Here is a 15,787-nt window from a genome sequence, read left to right on the forward strand (position 1 = left end):
TGACGGTCACCGGTCGGACTCGCTGGAGACGACCCGCTGCAGCGCCCGCAGGTCCTCTTCGAGCGATCGGAAGATCCAGTACGTCGCCACGAACGCAATGATGCCGCCGACGCACAGGACACGCACCGCAAATATGACACTCGGAATGTCGCCCGGCGGTATGAACGTCACGCCTGCCACACCCAACAACGGAACGGACGCGGCGATGGCGAGGTACTGATTGCAACGCCTGTCGAGGTTTTGCAGTTGTCGAGCGTCCGCTCTGCTCGTCTCGCCGTAGGTGAGGAACATCGGGTAGATGCTGCGGACGATGTAGAGATTGACGAGGAAAAACGGGTAGGCAACCGCGATCGCGCCGCAGACCACAAGCGAACCGATGAAATGCACGTACGCGTCCGCGGGAATGTTGCCTGCGACGAGTTGCAGCGTGATCGGGAAGGCGATGCCGGCGATCACCCAGAGTAGGAAGGCAATCGCGACGACGACGTCGCCCATGCGCAGCGCATCGCGACGAGCGCGAGCAAGAATTTTCGGATCGTAGGTCTTGCCTGCGATCATGCCGCGCGACACCGACAGCACGTACCGACAGATATAGATGATCACCGCTGCGCCGAGCGGGAAGAACGTCAGGTTGATGATCTGGGTGATGATCCCGAACTTCAGCTGCGCATCCTCGCTGAGGCGACTGATGATCAACGTCTGGTTGTGGTGGATGTTGTAGACACTTGCGAGCGCGTTGGGGATGCCCATCGCCAGCGCGATCACCGGAATTGCCCACTTGCGCAGCCGCAGCCGCCAGCTGTCCGGCGGCGGATCCACCAGGTCGCGGGCTCGGGCGTCCATACAGAGGTCGAGTTGCTGAGCCAACTCCGTCCCCGTCGACCAGCGGTCAGCCCGCGCGGGAGCCAAACACGTCATCAGGACGCGGCGCAGCGCAGCAGGACAATCGGCGGGCAGATGAGTGCAGGCATCGGCGGCGACGCCGTCGTTTCGCCGTTCGATCATTCGGTCGAGTGTTGTTGTGTCCCCGCCCTGTACACCCTCGTTGCCGAACGGCTTGTGTCCGGTCAGTAGCTCCCACAGCACGACACCGAGGGAATAGATGTCGCTGCGCGTATCGAGTTCGGCGGCACTGCCCGGCCTGCCGGGATGGCACGCGGCCAACTGCTCGGGCGACATGTAGGACAGCGAACCGCCGAAGTACGCGACAGGGCTGGCACCGGTGACATTGCGACTGAAGCTGATGTTGAAGTCCGCGAGCTTCGGCACACCCTCCGCGGTCAGCAACACGTTGGCAGGTTTGACGTCGCGGTGCAGCACACCGCGTCCACCCGCGTAGTCCAAGGCGTCGGCGAGCCTGCGGCCCAACCAGGCAACGGTCTCGGGCCACGACAACTGGGCGATCTCGGCCCGAACACTCGAATCGGTCGGCCGGATTTCGCCCTTCTCCTCCATCGCGGCATCGATCGCGTCGAGCAGAAGCGCACCGGAACGGTTCGCCTCCGGCGTGGCGCGCACCCACTGCAACACCCCGAGGAGGGTGCCGCCCGGCAGGAACTGCATGTAGAGCAGTTTCAGCTTGCGGTCGGCGATCAGACGCTGATCGAAGATGCGGACGATGTAATCGTGGTCCAACTGAGCAAGGGTCTGCGGTTCGGTGCCGTGATCGGCGGACACCTTGACCGCGACGAGCCGCTGCATCGACCGCTGTCGCGCAAGGAACACCCTGGCGAATGCGCCGCTGCCGAGCACCGTCAGCAGATCGAAGTCGTCGATACTCATCCCGACCTCGATGGTGTCGAGATCCTCCATGCCGCCGGGTTCGACGAACGCGCCAGCGGCCGCAAGGCTCGGATCCTGATACATGGCGGTACTCGTCGAATCCTCCGTCGCCGCCGCGAACGTCATCGAATCCATCCCGAGGGCGGTGGATTCATCTGCGTAGGCGGTGTTTTCGACGTAAGCGGTCTTTTCGGCGTAGGCCGTGCGCTCGGCGTATGCGGTCGCCTCGTCGGCGACCTCGGTCGGATCACCCGAATACTGTGTCGGTTCGTCGGCGACCTCGGTCGGATCACCCGAGTACTGCGTCGGCTCGTCGGGCACGGGCGGTCGAGCCAGCACCGTGCTCGTGTCCTCGTCGGTGTTCAGCAGTTGTTTGAGTCGCTGTGCCTGCGCCGGAAATTCGCTGAGGTAGTCGCGCGGGTCGACGGTCTGGCCACTGTGCCTCCGGATCACGAATTCTTCGTAGATCAGGCTGGCAGGCAGCTCGGCGCGCTCGAGTTCGGGAAACTCGTCACAGTAGGCGTCGAGGCGCTTGCCGAGGCCGGTCCGCAACCACCGATGCCGCAGGTCGATGCTGATCAGTTCCAGTAGCGCCGTCCGGCGTATCGCTGCGGTGTCGGGCAGGAAGTTCGCCAGGATCGGTGGCACAGCGGTCGACTCCCACGCGGTGACGAAATCGTCTACGACGCTGGGGTCTGTTGCTGGACTGCCGAGGTGCTCCGTGCTCATGGTCAAGGTATCTGTTCCGAGGTGTTCGACGTGACGCCCTCCAGTGCGTTCAGGTCGGCTTCGACCTTCCTGAACAGCCAGTAGACGCCGATGAACGCAATGACACCGCCGATGCACAGGATGCGTACAGCGACGATAACCGAACCTATTTCGTCGAGTGGGACGAATGTCGCACCTGCCACCGCAACCAGCGGGACCGCAGCCGAAAGCGCGAGGTAGCGAATGCCTCGACGGTGCAGGCCGACCATCACTGTCGAATCCTTGCCGCTGACCTCACCGTGTGGCAGAAACGTCGGGTAGAGGCAGCGGACCGCGTAGAACGCAACGAGAAAGTACGGGTACGAGACGGCAATGGCAGCGCACACGACGATCGACGCGAAGAAGTAGACGTAGTCGCGCTGTGACAGATCACCGATCACGATCGCCATCGTCACGGCCCAGCCGATACCGAAGCTGATCCACACGCCGAAGAGGATGGCCGTGACGCGGTCGCCGAGCAGCAGCGCATCGCTACGCGCACGGGCGAGGATGTCGGGCGGATAGGTCTTGCCGTGTTTGAGCCCGTGCGGGACAAGAACGAGGTAGCGACGCATGTAGAGGATGAGCAGGGCGCCGATGGGAAACGACACCACGGTCACGACGAACCAGATGACATCGAAGCGGTGTTGGGCTGCTTCGTCGAGTTTGCCGGCGACCAGTGCACTCACGATGAAGTAGTTCAAGTACGCGGCGAGTGCGTTCGGTACGACCACGCCGAGTTCCATGATGAGAATCGACCATGGACGCAGTTTGAAGCGCCAACTTCCCGGTGGTGGATCGACGAGATCTCGGGCGCGCGCGTCCAGACACAGATCCAATTGCTGTGCCAGTTCGGCGCCCGTCGCCCAGCGGTCGTCGCGCTCGGGTGCGAGGCAGCGCAACAGCACTCGGCGCAGCGTCGCGGGGGTGTTGGCAGGCAGGTCGGCGAGCATCTCGTCCGACACACCGGAGCGGCGATGGAGGAGCAACGCGTCGAGTGTGGTCCGATCGCCCGGCAGCGCCCTACCCGGGGTGTTTTCGGCGGCGATTCTGTTGTCAGGGAACGGTTTTCTCCCCGTCAGCAGTTCCCAAAGGACGACCCCGAGTGAATAGATATCACTGCGGGTATCCAATTCTGCTGCGGTGGAGGGATTGTCGGGATGGCAGGCTTCGAGTTGCTCGGGCGACATGTAGGACAGCGAGCCACCGAAGTAGGCGATCGGGCTCGCACCGTCGACGTTTCGGTTGTAGCTGATGTTGAAGTCCGCGAGTTTGGGAATACCCTCCGCGGTCAGCAATACGTTGGCGGGCTTGATGTCTCGGTGCAGCACCAAGTGGTTGTGCGCGTAATCGAGTGCCTCGGCGAGCCGGCGGCCCAGCCAGGCAACCGTCTCGGGCCAGGTCAGGGTGGCCAGCTCGTCGCGTGCTGTGGAGTCGGCGGGGCGGATCTCGCCACGGTCGACAAGGACGCTGTCGATGACGTCCAGCAGCAGTTGGCCACTACGAAGTTCGGCAGGCGTCTGTCGGATGCGGTGCAGTACGCCGAGCAGCGTCCCACCCGGAACGTATTGCATGTAGAGCAATTTGAGACCGCGGTCGCTCACTACCCGCTGATCGAAGACCCGGACGATGTAGTCGTGGTCGAGTTGCGCGAGCGTCTGTGGTTCGGTGCCGTGATCCTCGGAAATCTTGACCGCGACGAGCCGTTGCATCGACCGCTGCCTCGCCAGGAAGACCCGTGCGAATGCACCACTGCCGAGACCGGTGAGCAGATCGAATTCGTCGACCCGCTGACCGACCTCGACGTATTCGAGCGCATCGGGAACCCGGACCGCGTTCGTGACTGCATCGGTGCCGACCTCGGTTCGCGCTGCGACAGTTCGGGTGTCCTCCGCGGCGTCGAGCATGGCCGCCAATTGCCGCGCCTGAGCTGGGTATTCACGCAGGTAGGAGAGTTCGTCCACAACGTCGCCGCTGCGTCGGCGGAGTTGCACCTCTTCGTAGATCAACGTCGCGGGCAACCTGTCGGCACGTAACTCCGGGTAGTCGACGCAATAGTCGGTGAGCCGTTTGGGGAGTCGTGCATGCAACCAGCGGTGTTCGAGATCGATTCTGATCAGGTCGATGAGTGCGACACGACGGATCGCTTCGGCGTCGGGGAGGTAGGCGTCGAAATCGGGTGGCCGACCCGTCGATTCCCACTCCGCGGTGAATCGATCGGCGACATACGGTGGTACGACCGTGTGCTCAGCCTGTGTCATTGCGTGTCATGACCGTGGGTTCTCGCATTCCGGCGTCGTCCGGGAGGCATGAAGAATGATAACTTGCGGCACGACACTCCTGCCTTCGTGGAGCGCTCGGAAGGTGACCGCAATGTCGATCGAGGACCGAAATCAGGACCGATACGCCGCCGTGACAATTGCGGAGGACTGCCGATCCGGCCGTGCCGATCCCGTCGACGTCGTCCGGCGAGCGCTGGAGAACATCGCAGAACGAGACGGCGAGATCGGTGCATTCGTCGCTGTCCGCACCGATAGAGCGCTCGCGGAAGCTGCGGCGCTCGCGGACCGCAGTGGTTCGGAATCCTTACCGCTGTACGGAGTTCCGATTGCAGTCAAGGACAATCTGCCGGTTGCGGGTGAGCCGATGCTGTCCGGCTCGCGCGCGGGAAGCAACGTGCCGTCGGCTGCCGATCACGAAGTCGTCGCACGACTGCGAGCGGCAGGGGCCGTCGTCGTCGGCCTGACCGCGATGCCGGAGCTCGGTGCCTGGGGTGTGACGGACCGTCCCGGTGTGATCACCAGGAACCCGTGGAACCTCGAGCGCACCGCGGGCGGGTCGTCCGGTGGCAGTGCTGCCGCTGTCGCCGCAGGCATGGTGCCCGTCGCGCAGGGCAACGACGGACTCGGCTCGATCAGAAGTCCGGCCGCGTGCTGCGGACTGGTCGGCGTCAAACCCGGGTTCGGTCTGGTGCCGGCAGGCATCGGCGGCAACGACTGGTACGGAATGGCCGAAAACGGTCCGCTTGCAACAACAGTCGCCGACGCAGCGCTGGTCCTGTCGGTCATGGCCGATCAGCCCGAGCTCGCGACGATAGGACATCCGGGAAAGCTGAAGATCGGTCTCGCGGTCGGATCGCCGTCGCCGATCGTCCGCGTAGACCGGCACTGGACAGCAGCCGCGCGGACGGCGGCGGGCGTGTTCGTCTCGGCGGGGCACCTGGTGCAGACGACCGCACTGCCGTATCCGAAGAACCCCGTCGGTGAGATCGCGCGTTGGACCGCCTCGACCGCGCTCGATGCGCGAGACCTCGATCGCACGCAGTTGCAGAAGCGGTCGCGCTGGCATGTGCGCCTTGGCAAAGCCGTAACGCGGCTCGGACTGGTCAGGTCCGCACAGTCGGATCGTCTCGACAACAATTTGCGCGAATTCTTCGCCGAATTCGACGTCGTGCTCACGCCGATGCTGGCGCAATCGCCTCCGAAGGCCGAAGCGTTCAGCGAAAAATCGTGGCTGTCGAACATGTTCGCGAGCATTCGATATGCGCCCTACGCGGCACTGTGGAACGTGTCGGGCTATCCCGCGGCAAGTGTCCCGATCGGCATACACCCTGTCACCGGGACGCCGCTCGCTGTCCAGATTGCGGCGGCACCCGGCCGAGAAGCCGTCATTCTCGCCCTCGCCGCGCAGTTGGAACAACGCCGGCCGTGGGCTCGTCTTGCGCCAGACTGAGAGAGGCCGCTCCGCGGCTCGTGAGTCTTTTTGGTGGTTCCGCCCTCCGAAAAGACTCACGAGCGGCGCAGCCGCCTTATCCCGAATATGTCTGCACCGATCGAGATCAGCGCCGTCGGCACAGTTGGATTCGTCGACGGCAACGACACGATCTCGTTGATCATGATTTGCACGGCCTGAACACGTAGTCGTGCACGTGCGTAGTCGAGTTCGGGATGGATCAGCCGGAGCAGATGTACCCACTCGGCGATGTAGGAGTGCTGAGCGTTGCGGGCACGAGTGCGTTCGGCTTCCGGAAGATGCATCGTCTCGGAAACGATCAGCGTGGTGATGTGGGGGTTGTCGGAGAAGGTGGTGCAGTAACCGACGAGTAGTCGGTGCAGGCCGTCTTGCGGATCGCGCGCCGCAGCGAAGGCCCTGTTCATCTCGAGCTGCAGATACTCGTCACCTCGAAAAATGGCCGCCGCGAGGATGTCCGATTTGTTCGGGAAGTGGTTGTAGACACTCGGTCCGGCCATACCGACGCAAGCTCCGATGTCGTCGACACTCACGCTCGAGTAGCCGTTCGTCGCGAACAGCCGAGTGGCTTCGGCGAGAATGGCCTCGCGCCGTGATCGCGCGGTCAGCGCTCCAGCGGTTTGCGCGATCACACCGGTCGACCGCTCGCCAACCCGCGGAATCCGAGCGGTCAGCACGGAGGAGACGAGATCGCTCAGCACCGTAACGAATTCGGGCTCCGGAAGCGAAACACCGTGGAAGGAAATGCTGTTCGCGACGGCAAGTGCGCACTTGGCGAGGAAGTCTGCTTCGGCAGAACCGAGGTCTCCCCGCGTGCGGACGATCGCGGCAGCGACCCGACCTTCGATTCGACGCGTTTCCGCGCGCATCGCCTTGCGCTCGGCCGGTAACAGGTGGCGCGCTTCGCGGCGCCACAGCACGCCAACGCCGCGGTAGTCCACAGCGGCCGCTGCCAGCACTGTTGCGATGTCGACCGACTCGTCGGATTCTGCCGCGGTCAGCGAGGCAGCGAGCTTGGCGAGCGCGGCCGAGACGACCGTCGCAAGTAGGTCCTGCTTTCCACGGAAGTGCCGGTACAGAGCCGACGGACCGATTGCGACCGCTGCCGCGACATCGCTCATTCCCACATCGGCAAAGCCGTTGCGGTAGAACAAGTCCGCGGCAGCGTCGACGATGAGCTGGCGGCGGTTGGCGGGCCGTGTGCCCCGAAGCGGACCGACCGCTTCGGGATCGGTCGTCATGGTCGGCCAACCCCGAGCGAGGTCAGGAGACCTGATTTGCGGCTGTATCCCAATACTGTTTGCGCAGTTCGCGTTTGAGAATCTTTCCGGCACCCGACATCGGCAGTGCCTCGACGAATTCGACGCTGCGTGGTGACTTGTAGCCTGCGATCAACGATTTGCAATGCGCCCGGATCTCTTCTTCGGTCGCCGAGGTTTCGGGCAGCAGCACGACGACGGCGTGTACCCGTTCGCCCCACTCCGCGTCCGGTACGCCGATCACCGCACACGAGGCAACCGCCGGATGGCCCGCGAGTGCGTTCTCCACCTCGGCCGAATAGACGTTCTCACCGCCGGTGATGATCATGTCCTTGATGCGGTCGACGATGAACACGTAGCCGTTCTCGTCCATACGGCCGCCATCGCCGGTGTGCATCCAGCCGTCGCGGATTGCGGCGGCCGTATCTGCAGGACGGTTCCAGTAGCCGAGCATGACGCTGTCGCCACGAACGACGACCTCGCCGACCGCACCCCTGTCGACCTCGTTGTCGTCCGGATCCACGATCTTGACTTCGACGTGCGGAGCAGCGCGCCCGGCAGCGCGACGCAGTGCCGGGTTGTCGTGATCTTCTGGCTGGAGAAGTGTTGCGACGGGCGACAATTCGGTCATGCCGTAAGCCTGCGTGAACCCCGCGGACGGGAACACCTTGCGTGCCCGTTCCAGTAGTGCCACCGAGATCGGGGACGCCCCGTACACGAGGTGGTCGAGCGAGGACAGGTCGAAATCGGCAATCGCGGGATCGTCGACGAGCATCTGGATCATCGTCGGTACCAGCAGCGCATCGGTCGCCGCGTGCTCCGCGATCGCCTTCATGACACCTGCGGGTGTGAACATCGGCACGATGACGTGTGTCGAACCGACGAGGTTGCCTGCCGTCCACGAGGCGATGTCTGCGAGGTGGAACATCGGAGCCGCGTGCAGCAGCCGTCCCGACGCCGAAATGAACTGTCCCGAAGCGAGACTGCCGATCGCCGACGTCAGCAGGTTCGTGTGGCTCAACATGACGCCCTTGGGATGGCCGGTGGTGCCGCCGGTGTAGAAGACGCCGACAAGTTCGCCGTCGCCGGTACGGGTGTCCTCGATCGGATCGTTGCCCGAAACGAGGTCTTCGTAGGAGAGCGCCCCGTCCGGTACAGCGCCTTCACCACAGAAGACGATGGTCGCCAAACCGGGAAACTGTTGCCGCAGAGCGGGGATCATCGGGGCGAAGGTGTCGTCGACGAACAGGATTCGGGTGTCGGACTCGACGAGGGAGTAGGAAATTTCCGCAGGACTCCAGCGGATGTTCACCGGATTCACCGCAGCGCCGATCCACGGCACTGCGAACAGGTACTCGTGATAGCGATCGGAGTTCAGTGCCAGGATGCCGACCCGGTCGCCATGTGCGACGCCGAGCGACGAAAGAGCACCTGCCAATCGTGCGATCCGGTCGGCGGATTCGGCGAACGTCCGCGTGCGATCGCCGAAGATCGTCGCCGGGCGGTCAGGCTGCTGCTGGACGTTTCGGTGCAGTGATTGTGTCAAATACATTGCTGTTCCTTCGGGTTCGGATTCTTGGCGTGGGTGCGCTACAGCGAGCGCGCGATCAGTTCCTTCATGACTTCGTTCGCGCCCGCGTAGATCCGCTGGACCCTGGCATCGGCGTACATACGCGCGATCGGATACTCGAGCATGTAGCCGTAGCCGCCGAAAAGTTGTACGCAGCGGTCGACAACCTGGCCCTGGATGTCGGTTGTGTACGCCTTCGCCATCGACGCAGTCGCGCCGTCGAGTTCGCCACGAAGATGGCGCTCGATGCAGCTGTCGACGAACACGCGTGACACATGTGCGAGGGTGGCGCACTCCGCGAGTTCGAAACGTGTGTTCTGCATCTCGAACAGTGTGGCCCCGAATGCTTTGCGCTCCTTGGTGTAGCGCACCGTCAACGCGACGGCAGCCTCGGTCGCGGCGGCCGCGCATACTGCGACGACCAGCCGCTCGTGAGCGAGTTGTTTCATGAGGTAGCCGAAGCCTGCTCCCTCCTCGCCGAGGAGATTGGCTGCCGGAACGCGGACATCGGTGAACGACAGTTCCGCGGTGTCCTGACCTTTCATGCCGACCTTGTTCAGCAGCCGGCCGACCTCGTAGCCCGGTGCGTCTGCTGTTTCGACGACGATCAGCGACGTACCTTTTGCGCCCGCACTCGGATCGGTCTTGGCGACGACGATCACGAGATCCGCGTGTTTTCCGTTCGAGATGAACGTCTTGGATCCGTTGACGACGTAGTGATCACCGTCGCGAACAGCTGTGCTGCGCAACGACTTCAGGTCCGATCCCGCGCCCGGCTCGGTCATGGCGATGGCGCCGACGATAGCGCCACTTGCCATACCGGGAAGCCAACGCTGCTTCTGCTCCTCGCTGCCATAGGCGAGGATGTAATGAGCGACAAGACCGCTGTGCACCATGTTGCCGAATGCGGTGTCGCCGAGTCCGTACTGAGCGTCGAACAGGGCGAAGTCGTGGGCGAGAGTTCCGCCGCCGCCGCCGTATTCCTCGGGTATCGACGCGCACAGCAGGCCGAGGGCGCCTGCCTGGTTCCAGAATTCGCGATCGACATGCTTCTGGTCGGCAAACCGTTCCTGGTGCGGAATGAGTTCTGTTTCGAAGAACTTGGTAGCCATGTCTTGCAGAGCGACGATCTCGTCGTCGATCCATGGCGAGCGGTACCCAGCGGTGGTCACGTGAATTCCGTTCTCAGATGCTGAAGCCGCCACCGCAGACGAGGGTCTGCGCGCTGACGTAGTCGGATTCGGGGGTGCACAGCAGGTAGACCGAACCGGCTGCTTCGGTCGGTGTGCCTGCGCGGCCGAGGGGAATCATCTGCTCCATCGCAGCGAGCAGGTGCGGGTTGACGCCGACTTTGAGCTTCTTGCCCTCGATGTCGATGGTGCTGCTGCCGTCGGCCGATGCCTCCGTGAGTCTGGTCTTGATGAAACCGAAGGCAACGGTGTTGACGGTGACGTTGTAGCGGCCCCACTCCTTGGCCAGCGTCTTGGTCAAACCGGTGATGCCTGCCTTGGCCGCTGAGTAGTTCGCCTGGCCGGCGTTGCCGCCGGTGCCTGCCATCGAGGAGATGTTGACGACCTTGCGGCAGGGAATCGGCTCGCCCGCTTCCCTGGCCTTCTTTGCCGCGGCAGCGATGACGGGCTGCGCCGCGCGCAAGATTTTGAACGGTGCTTTGAGGTGCACGTCGAGGATCGCGTCCCACTGTTCGTCCGTCATCTTCTGGATGACCGAATCCCAGGTGTAGCCAGCGTTGTTGATGATGATGTCGAGTCCGCCGAACGAATCGACGGCGGTCTGGACGAAACGCTCCGCGAAGCCGTCCTCGGTGACGCTGCCTGCGCAGGCAACGGCTTTGCCGCCGGCCGCTTCGATGTCGGCCACCGTTTCCGCGGCCGGATCGGCGTCGAGGTCGTTGACGACGACGCTTGCGCCTTCCCGGGCGAGTTTGAGCGCGATCTCGCGTCCGATGCCTCGGCCCGAGCCGGAGACGATGGCGACCTTGCCTTCGAGATTTCCCATGTGTTGCAGTCCTTTTCGGTTCGGATGATCAGATGGCGACGACTGCGTCGCCGGTGAGGGTGATCTGGCCGTCAGCGAGGGTGACGGTGAGGGCGAGCGTTGCGCGACGTTCGCCGTCGACGTCGTCGATCGCGACGACCTCCCCCGTCGCGGTCGGCTTTCCGTGTACAGGTGTGATTGACGCGAAGCGGACGCCGTAGGAGCGAATCGCTTGCGGATCAACCCAATCGGTGATCAGTCGACCGAGGTAGGCCATCGACAACATGCCGTGCGCGAAGACGTCCTCCAGGCCGATCGATTTGGCCACGTCTATGTCGACGTGCATCGGATTGTGGTCGCCGGACGCGCCTGCGAAGAGCGCAAGGGTTGTTCGGGAAATCGCGGCGATCTCGAGTGGCGGCAGTTGGGTGCCGACCTCGATCGTGTCGGTAGCTGTCATTTGTTCGCTCCTGCCGGGTTGCGGACCACGATGATCGTTGTCAGATCGGCGACAGCGGAACCGTCGGCGCGGGTCACCGCGGTGTCTTTGACGATGAAGTCCAACGCTCCGCCCTTCTTGCTGTAGATGTCGGAGATCGTCGATGTCGCAGTCAAGGTGTCGCCGGGGTAGGCAGTGGAGTGATAGACGAAACGCTGCTCGCCGTGCAGGACGTAACGGAGATCGATCTTCAGATCCGCAGCCCAACCGAACGGGTTCGGGTTTTCGAGTTCGATCGAGAAGAAGAAGGTCGGCGGTGCCGGGATGTCGCGATGTCCAGCTGCTCTGGCGGCTTCGGGATCGGTGAAGATCGGATTTGTCTCGCCGATTGCCTTGGCGAAGAAGCGAAGTCGACCGGCATCGAGGGTCAGTTCGGTGCCTGGGAACGTCGTCCCGATGATTGTGGTGTCGAGTGCCACGGAGATCAGCTCACTTTCTCGTAGAGGGTGACGACTGCGGCTCCGCCGAGTCCGATGTTGTGCTGCAACGCGAGGTTGACGCCCTCGACCTGACGGCCTTGCGCCTGACCTCGCAACTGCCACACCAGTTCTGCGCACTGCGCCAGACCGGTCGCCCCGAGTGGATGTCCCTTCGACAGCAGACCGCCCGACGGGTTCGTGACGACCTGGCCGCCGTAGGTGTTGTTGCCGTCGGCGATGAACTTTTCCGCGGTGCCTTCGGGCGTGAGGCCGAGGCCCTCGTAGGTGAGAAGTTCGTTGGTTGTGAAGCAGTCGTGCAGTTCGACGACGCGAATGTCTTCCGGTCCGACGCCAGCTGCCTCGTAGACCTGGTCCGCAGCGGCTTTGGCCATGTCGTAGCCGACGACGCGGAGCATGTCGCCGGAGAACGTCGACGGGAAGTCGGTGGTCATCGCCTGTGCCTTGATCAGGACGGAATCGTCGAGTCCGTGCGCGGCGGCGAATTGCTCGCTGCACAGAATGGCCGCGGCTGCTCCGCACGTCGGCGGGCAACACTGGAGGCGGGTGAGGGGACCGAAGATTCGTGGGGATTCCAGGACTTGCTCGACGGTGATCGGATCGCGGAAGACGGCGTACGGATTGTTGGCGGCGTGCTTTCGTGCCTTGACGGCGATCTGCGCGAACACTTTCGGGTCGACGCCGTACTTGTTGGCGTACGCGGTGCCCGCGCCACCGAAGTACTGCGCGGCGAACGGTGCGTCGTTGTCCCAGCCCTGCAGCGCCTTGGTGCTGTCGTTGAATCGGCCGAATGCGTTGGGTCGATCGCTCCACATCGATCCGAGTGCGCCGCGTTGCATCTGTTCGAACCCGAGGGCGATCACGCATTCCGCTGCGCCGGTCTCGATCGCCTGTCGCGCGAGGAACAGCGCGGTGGATCCGGTCGAGCAGTTGTTGTTGACGTTCACGATCGGGATGCCGCTCTGGCCGAGGCCGTAGAGGGCTGCCTGGCCGGACGTGGAATCGCCGTAGACGTAGCCGACGTAGGCCTGCTGCACCGACGTGTAGTCGACGCCCGCGTCGGCGAGTGCCTTCCGCGCTGCCTGTTCGCCCATCGCGCCGTACGGCTCGGCATTTCTCGGTGTCTTGAAAGGAATCATTCCGACGCCCGCTACCACTACTCGTTTGCTCATGCGCGACCTCTCCGAATCGAACCTAGGTGATATTCACTTAGTAGACCGCAGTCGAGTTCAAACCGCAATAGGCGGGGCTCGTAGCGCGCGCCCATGCCTACATTGGATTCACATGGTCGAGGAGGGCCCCAGCGTCAGCCCGCGCCTGGTTGGACCTTCAATCAAATTTCTGATAGCCATTAGCTATGGAGCCGCACCTGCGTGACCTGCGATACTTCGTCGCCGTTGCCGAGGAATTGCATTTCACCAATGCCGCGGTGCGACTCGGGATCGCGCAACCGACGCTGTCGCGACAGATCCGCCAGCTCGAAACACAATTGGAAACGACGCTCTTCGACCGTGACCAGCGGTCGGTCGCGCTCACGGTTGCAGGTAAGGAACTGCTCGAAGGTGCGCGCAGCATTCTCGCGGCATGGAACGGGATCAGCCTGCGGCTCAATCACGCCGGGGAGACGCTGCGCGTAGGTCTGCAAACGGCGATAAACCGTGGCCTGCTCAACGATCTCGAACGGGGAAGCGGGCAGACCCTCGAATTCCACCCCTCGCCGTGGATCGACCCGACCTGTGGACTCGCGACTCGGAAAGCGGATCTGGCGCTTGTCTGGGTCCCGCCGGCCGACGAACGGTATCTTTCGCGCACCCTCCGCAGCGAGCTGCAGTGGATTATCATGCCCGAAAGCCATCGACTGGCCGAATCCGACGGGGTGAACATGGTCGACCTATTCGACGAGCCCTTCATTGCCCTGCCACCCGAAGCTGGAGCCCTTCGCGACTACTGGCTCGCGACCTACGCGCGTGGTGGTCGCCCTGTCGTCGTCGGTGCCGAAGCCGATACAGCCGAGGAGAAAATCGAAGCAATCGAGCACGGGCTCGGCATCTGCTTGATCGCCGAGGGTGCTGTACCGCTCTACCGCTGGCCGGGCATCGTCGCTCGACCGGTCCTCGACCTTGCGCCGTGCGAACTGTCGATAGCCTGGCGGGTCGACGACGATCGTGATGCAGTGCGTGACTTCGTCTCTCACGCGTCGGGTCGGTAGGCGCTCAACGTGGTGAGCGCCGCGCCGGAGGCCGAGATCAGGGATTGGTTGCGTGCCTACGTTGCGGAAAACCTCAATCCTGAGCGGATGATTCCGCTCGTCGACCGGCTCGACTCGCGGATTGTTGCGCTTGTTCCCGGGCTCGCCGACCGTGAACTGCAGCACGATCTGAGGGCGAGTACCAGAGCGCAGTTGCACAGCCTGCTCGTTGCCTTCACGGACGACGACTTCAACGTCGTCGTGCCACCCGAGGCGCATACCCTCGCGCGAACGGTCGCGCGGCGCGGCCTGGAAATGCGTGTTCTTATGCATATCTATCGGGCTGGTCAGCAGGCGGGCACCGAGTACATGGCCGACGTGATCACCGAACAGGATCTGCCGTACGCGTTCGAGCGGGCAATACTCCTTCGCCTTTTCGAGTTGGCGAACAAATGGCTCGGCATCTCCCTGGAGTTGCTGACCGATACCTTCGTCGAAGAGCGGGAACTGAGCCTGCGCGATGTGTTCACCCGCCGTGCCGAAACGGTCCGCGCGATCCTTGCGGGCGATGCGACCGACCCCGATACTGCGTCGAGGCGGCTCGGCTATCGACTCCCCGGGCGCCATGTCGCGTTTGTCGTCTGGTCCGACGACGCTGCGGCCGACGGCGATGTGATCGCCGCGCTCGATCGCGTCGCGGCGTCGATCGCAGAGCGGGTAGGTGCGACCAACAAGCTGACGGTGCCATCGGGTGCTCGGGGATTGTGGGCCTGGCTGGCGTTCGATTCGGCGACGGATCTGGTCGACCTGCGCGCCGATCGGCTTGCGGACAGTTCGATTCGCGTCGCACTCGGTGGCTGGGGAACCGGTGTTGCAGGCTTCCGTCGAAGCCACCGCGAGGCTGTCGCGGCGCGGGCCGTCGCGCAGAGCGCAGGCGGGTCCGAGTGGCTGACCGACTACCGAGACGTGGAGCTGGTGCACCTACTGTCGGCAGATCGAGAAGGTATGCGCGCGTTGATATCTCGTGAGCTCGCAGGCATCGACGGTCAGGACGTGGGTTCGGCGCGCCTGCGGCAGACGCTGCACGTCTACCTGCAGTGCCAGCGCAGTCCGGATGCGGCGGCCAAGGTGCTCGGCGTCCACAAGAACACGGTCAGATATCGCATCCAGCGAGTCGAAGAACTCCTCGGTCACGACGTCGAAGGCCGAAGGCTACAGCTGGAGACCGCACTGGCGTGCGCCGCAACCTACGGTGTGAGCGGCTAGCACTCAGGCGTGCGTGTGCGGGTGCGCGTGGGTGTGCTGGCGAGCGTGAATACGTCGCAACGGCGGATCGTTCTTGGGCGGAACCTTACGAGCAGGCAGGTCGTCGAGCAGGCGAGCCGTGATCGCGGCGATCTCCGCGACAGCCACGTCGACGGCAGCCTTGTTGTTCGCCGAGATAGAGGACAGACCACCAACCTTGCGAACGTATTGCAACGCTGCCGCGGTGATCTCGTCCTGCGTCGCAGGTGGCTCCAGTCCGCGTAGTGCGGTGATGTTTCGGCACATGTTTTCAGC

Annotated in this window: 13 protein-coding genes; 3 read left to right on the forward strand and 10 right to left on the reverse strand. The window is 63.6% G+C overall.

What is annotated here, in order from left to right:
- Positions 1–6 precede the first annotated feature (6 nt).
- The gene (locus JGU71_RS14980; RefSeq protein ID WP_199704931.1) at positions 7–2,511 is read right to left on the reverse strand and encodes a serine/threonine-protein kinase; all 2,505 of its coding nucleotides are present in this window, start codon (positions 2,509–2,511) and stop codon (positions 7–9) included.
- A gap of 2 nt (positions 2,512–2,513) precedes the next feature.
- Complete coding sequence (locus JGU71_RS14985; protein WP_199704932.1) at positions 2,514–4,790, reverse strand: serine/threonine-protein kinase; 2,277 nt, start codon at positions 4,788–4,790, stop codon at positions 2,514–2,516.
- Positions 4,791–4,902: 112 nt separating this feature from the next.
- Here JGU71_RS14985 and JGU71_RS14990 point away from each other — a divergent pair, with 112 nt between their 5' ends.
- A complete protein-coding gene (locus tag JGU71_RS14990) occupies positions 4,903–6,261 on the forward strand; it encodes an amidase (protein WP_199704933.1) in 1,359 nt (452 codons plus the stop codon).
- 56 nt (positions 6,262–6,317) lie between these two features.
- Here JGU71_RS14990 and JGU71_RS14995 read toward each other — a convergent pair whose 3' ends face one another.
- From JGU71_RS14995 to JGU71_RS15025, 7 genes are read right to left on the reverse strand one after another with little or no spacing between them, the layout of a single operon-like run.
- Positions 6,318–7,520 (reverse strand): TetR/AcrR family transcriptional regulator, encoded by a 1,203-nt coding sequence (locus tag JGU71_RS14995; protein WP_199704934.1) that lies wholly within the window; start codon positions 7,518–7,520, stop codon positions 6,318–6,320.
- Between the two features lie 22 nt (positions 7,521–7,542).
- Positions 7,543–9,090, reverse strand: coding sequence for a long-chain-fatty-acid--CoA ligase (locus tag JGU71_RS15000; RefSeq protein ID WP_199704935.1), 1,548 nt, complete (start codon positions 9,088–9,090; stop codon positions 7,543–7,545).
- Between the two features lie 38 nt (positions 9,091–9,128).
- Positions 9,129–10,280: an acyl-CoA dehydrogenase family protein gene (locus JGU71_RS15005; RefSeq protein ID WP_307829663.1), complete on the reverse strand. Its 1,152-nt coding sequence runs from the start codon at positions 10,278–10,280 to the stop codon at positions 9,129–9,131.
- A 13-nt stretch (positions 10,281–10,293) separates the two neighbouring features.
- A complete protein-coding gene (locus tag JGU71_RS15010) occupies positions 10,294–11,124 on the reverse strand; it encodes an SDR family NAD(P)-dependent oxidoreductase (protein ID WP_199704936.1) in 831 nt (276 codons plus the stop codon).
- A 28-nt stretch (positions 11,125–11,152) separates the two neighbouring features.
- Entirely contained in the window at positions 11,153–11,563 is a 411-nt protein-coding gene (locus JGU71_RS15015; RefSeq protein WP_199704937.1) for a MaoC/PaaZ C-terminal domain-containing protein, read from the reverse strand.
- Positions 11,560–12,021 (reverse strand): MaoC family dehydratase N-terminal domain-containing protein, encoded by a 462-nt coding sequence (locus JGU71_RS15020; protein WP_199704938.1) that lies wholly within the window; start codon positions 12,019–12,021, stop codon positions 11,560–11,562. The genes JGU71_RS15015 and JGU71_RS15020 overlap by 4 nt, the downstream gene beginning before the upstream one ends.
- A gap of 5 nt (positions 12,022–12,026) precedes the next feature.
- Positions 12,027–13,211, reverse strand: a complete 1,185-nt coding sequence (locus JGU71_RS15025) for a lipid-transfer protein (RefSeq protein WP_199704939.1) — start codon at positions 13,209–13,211, stop codon at positions 12,027–12,029.
- A gap of 185 nt (positions 13,212–13,396) precedes the next feature.
- Between JGU71_RS15025 and JGU71_RS15030 the strand changes: the two genes are divergently transcribed.
- Together JGU71_RS15030 and JGU71_RS15035 are read left to right on the forward strand one after the other, a co-directional pair.
- Entirely contained in the window at positions 13,397–14,248 is an 852-nt protein-coding gene (locus tag JGU71_RS15030) for a LysR family transcriptional regulator (protein WP_199704940.1), read from the forward strand.
- Positions 14,249–14,257: 9 nt separating this feature from the next.
- Entirely contained in the window at positions 14,258–15,493 is a 1,236-nt protein-coding gene (locus tag JGU71_RS15035; RefSeq protein ID WP_307829664.1) for a PucR family transcriptional regulator, read from the forward strand.
- A 3-nt stretch (positions 15,494–15,496) separates the two neighbouring features.
- Here the strand turns inward: JGU71_RS15035 and JGU71_RS15040 are convergent, their stop codons facing one another.
- Complete coding sequence (locus JGU71_RS15040) at positions 15,497–15,778, reverse strand: DUF2277 domain-containing protein (RefSeq protein WP_199704941.1); 282 nt, start codon at positions 15,776–15,778, stop codon at positions 15,497–15,499.
- Positions 15,779–15,787 lie beyond the last annotated feature (9 nt).

The organism is Antrihabitans stalagmiti (assembly GCF_016482825.1).
Classification (GTDB): domain Bacteria; phylum Actinomycetota; class Actinomycetes; order Mycobacteriales; family Mycobacteriaceae; genus Antrihabitans; species Antrihabitans stalagmiti.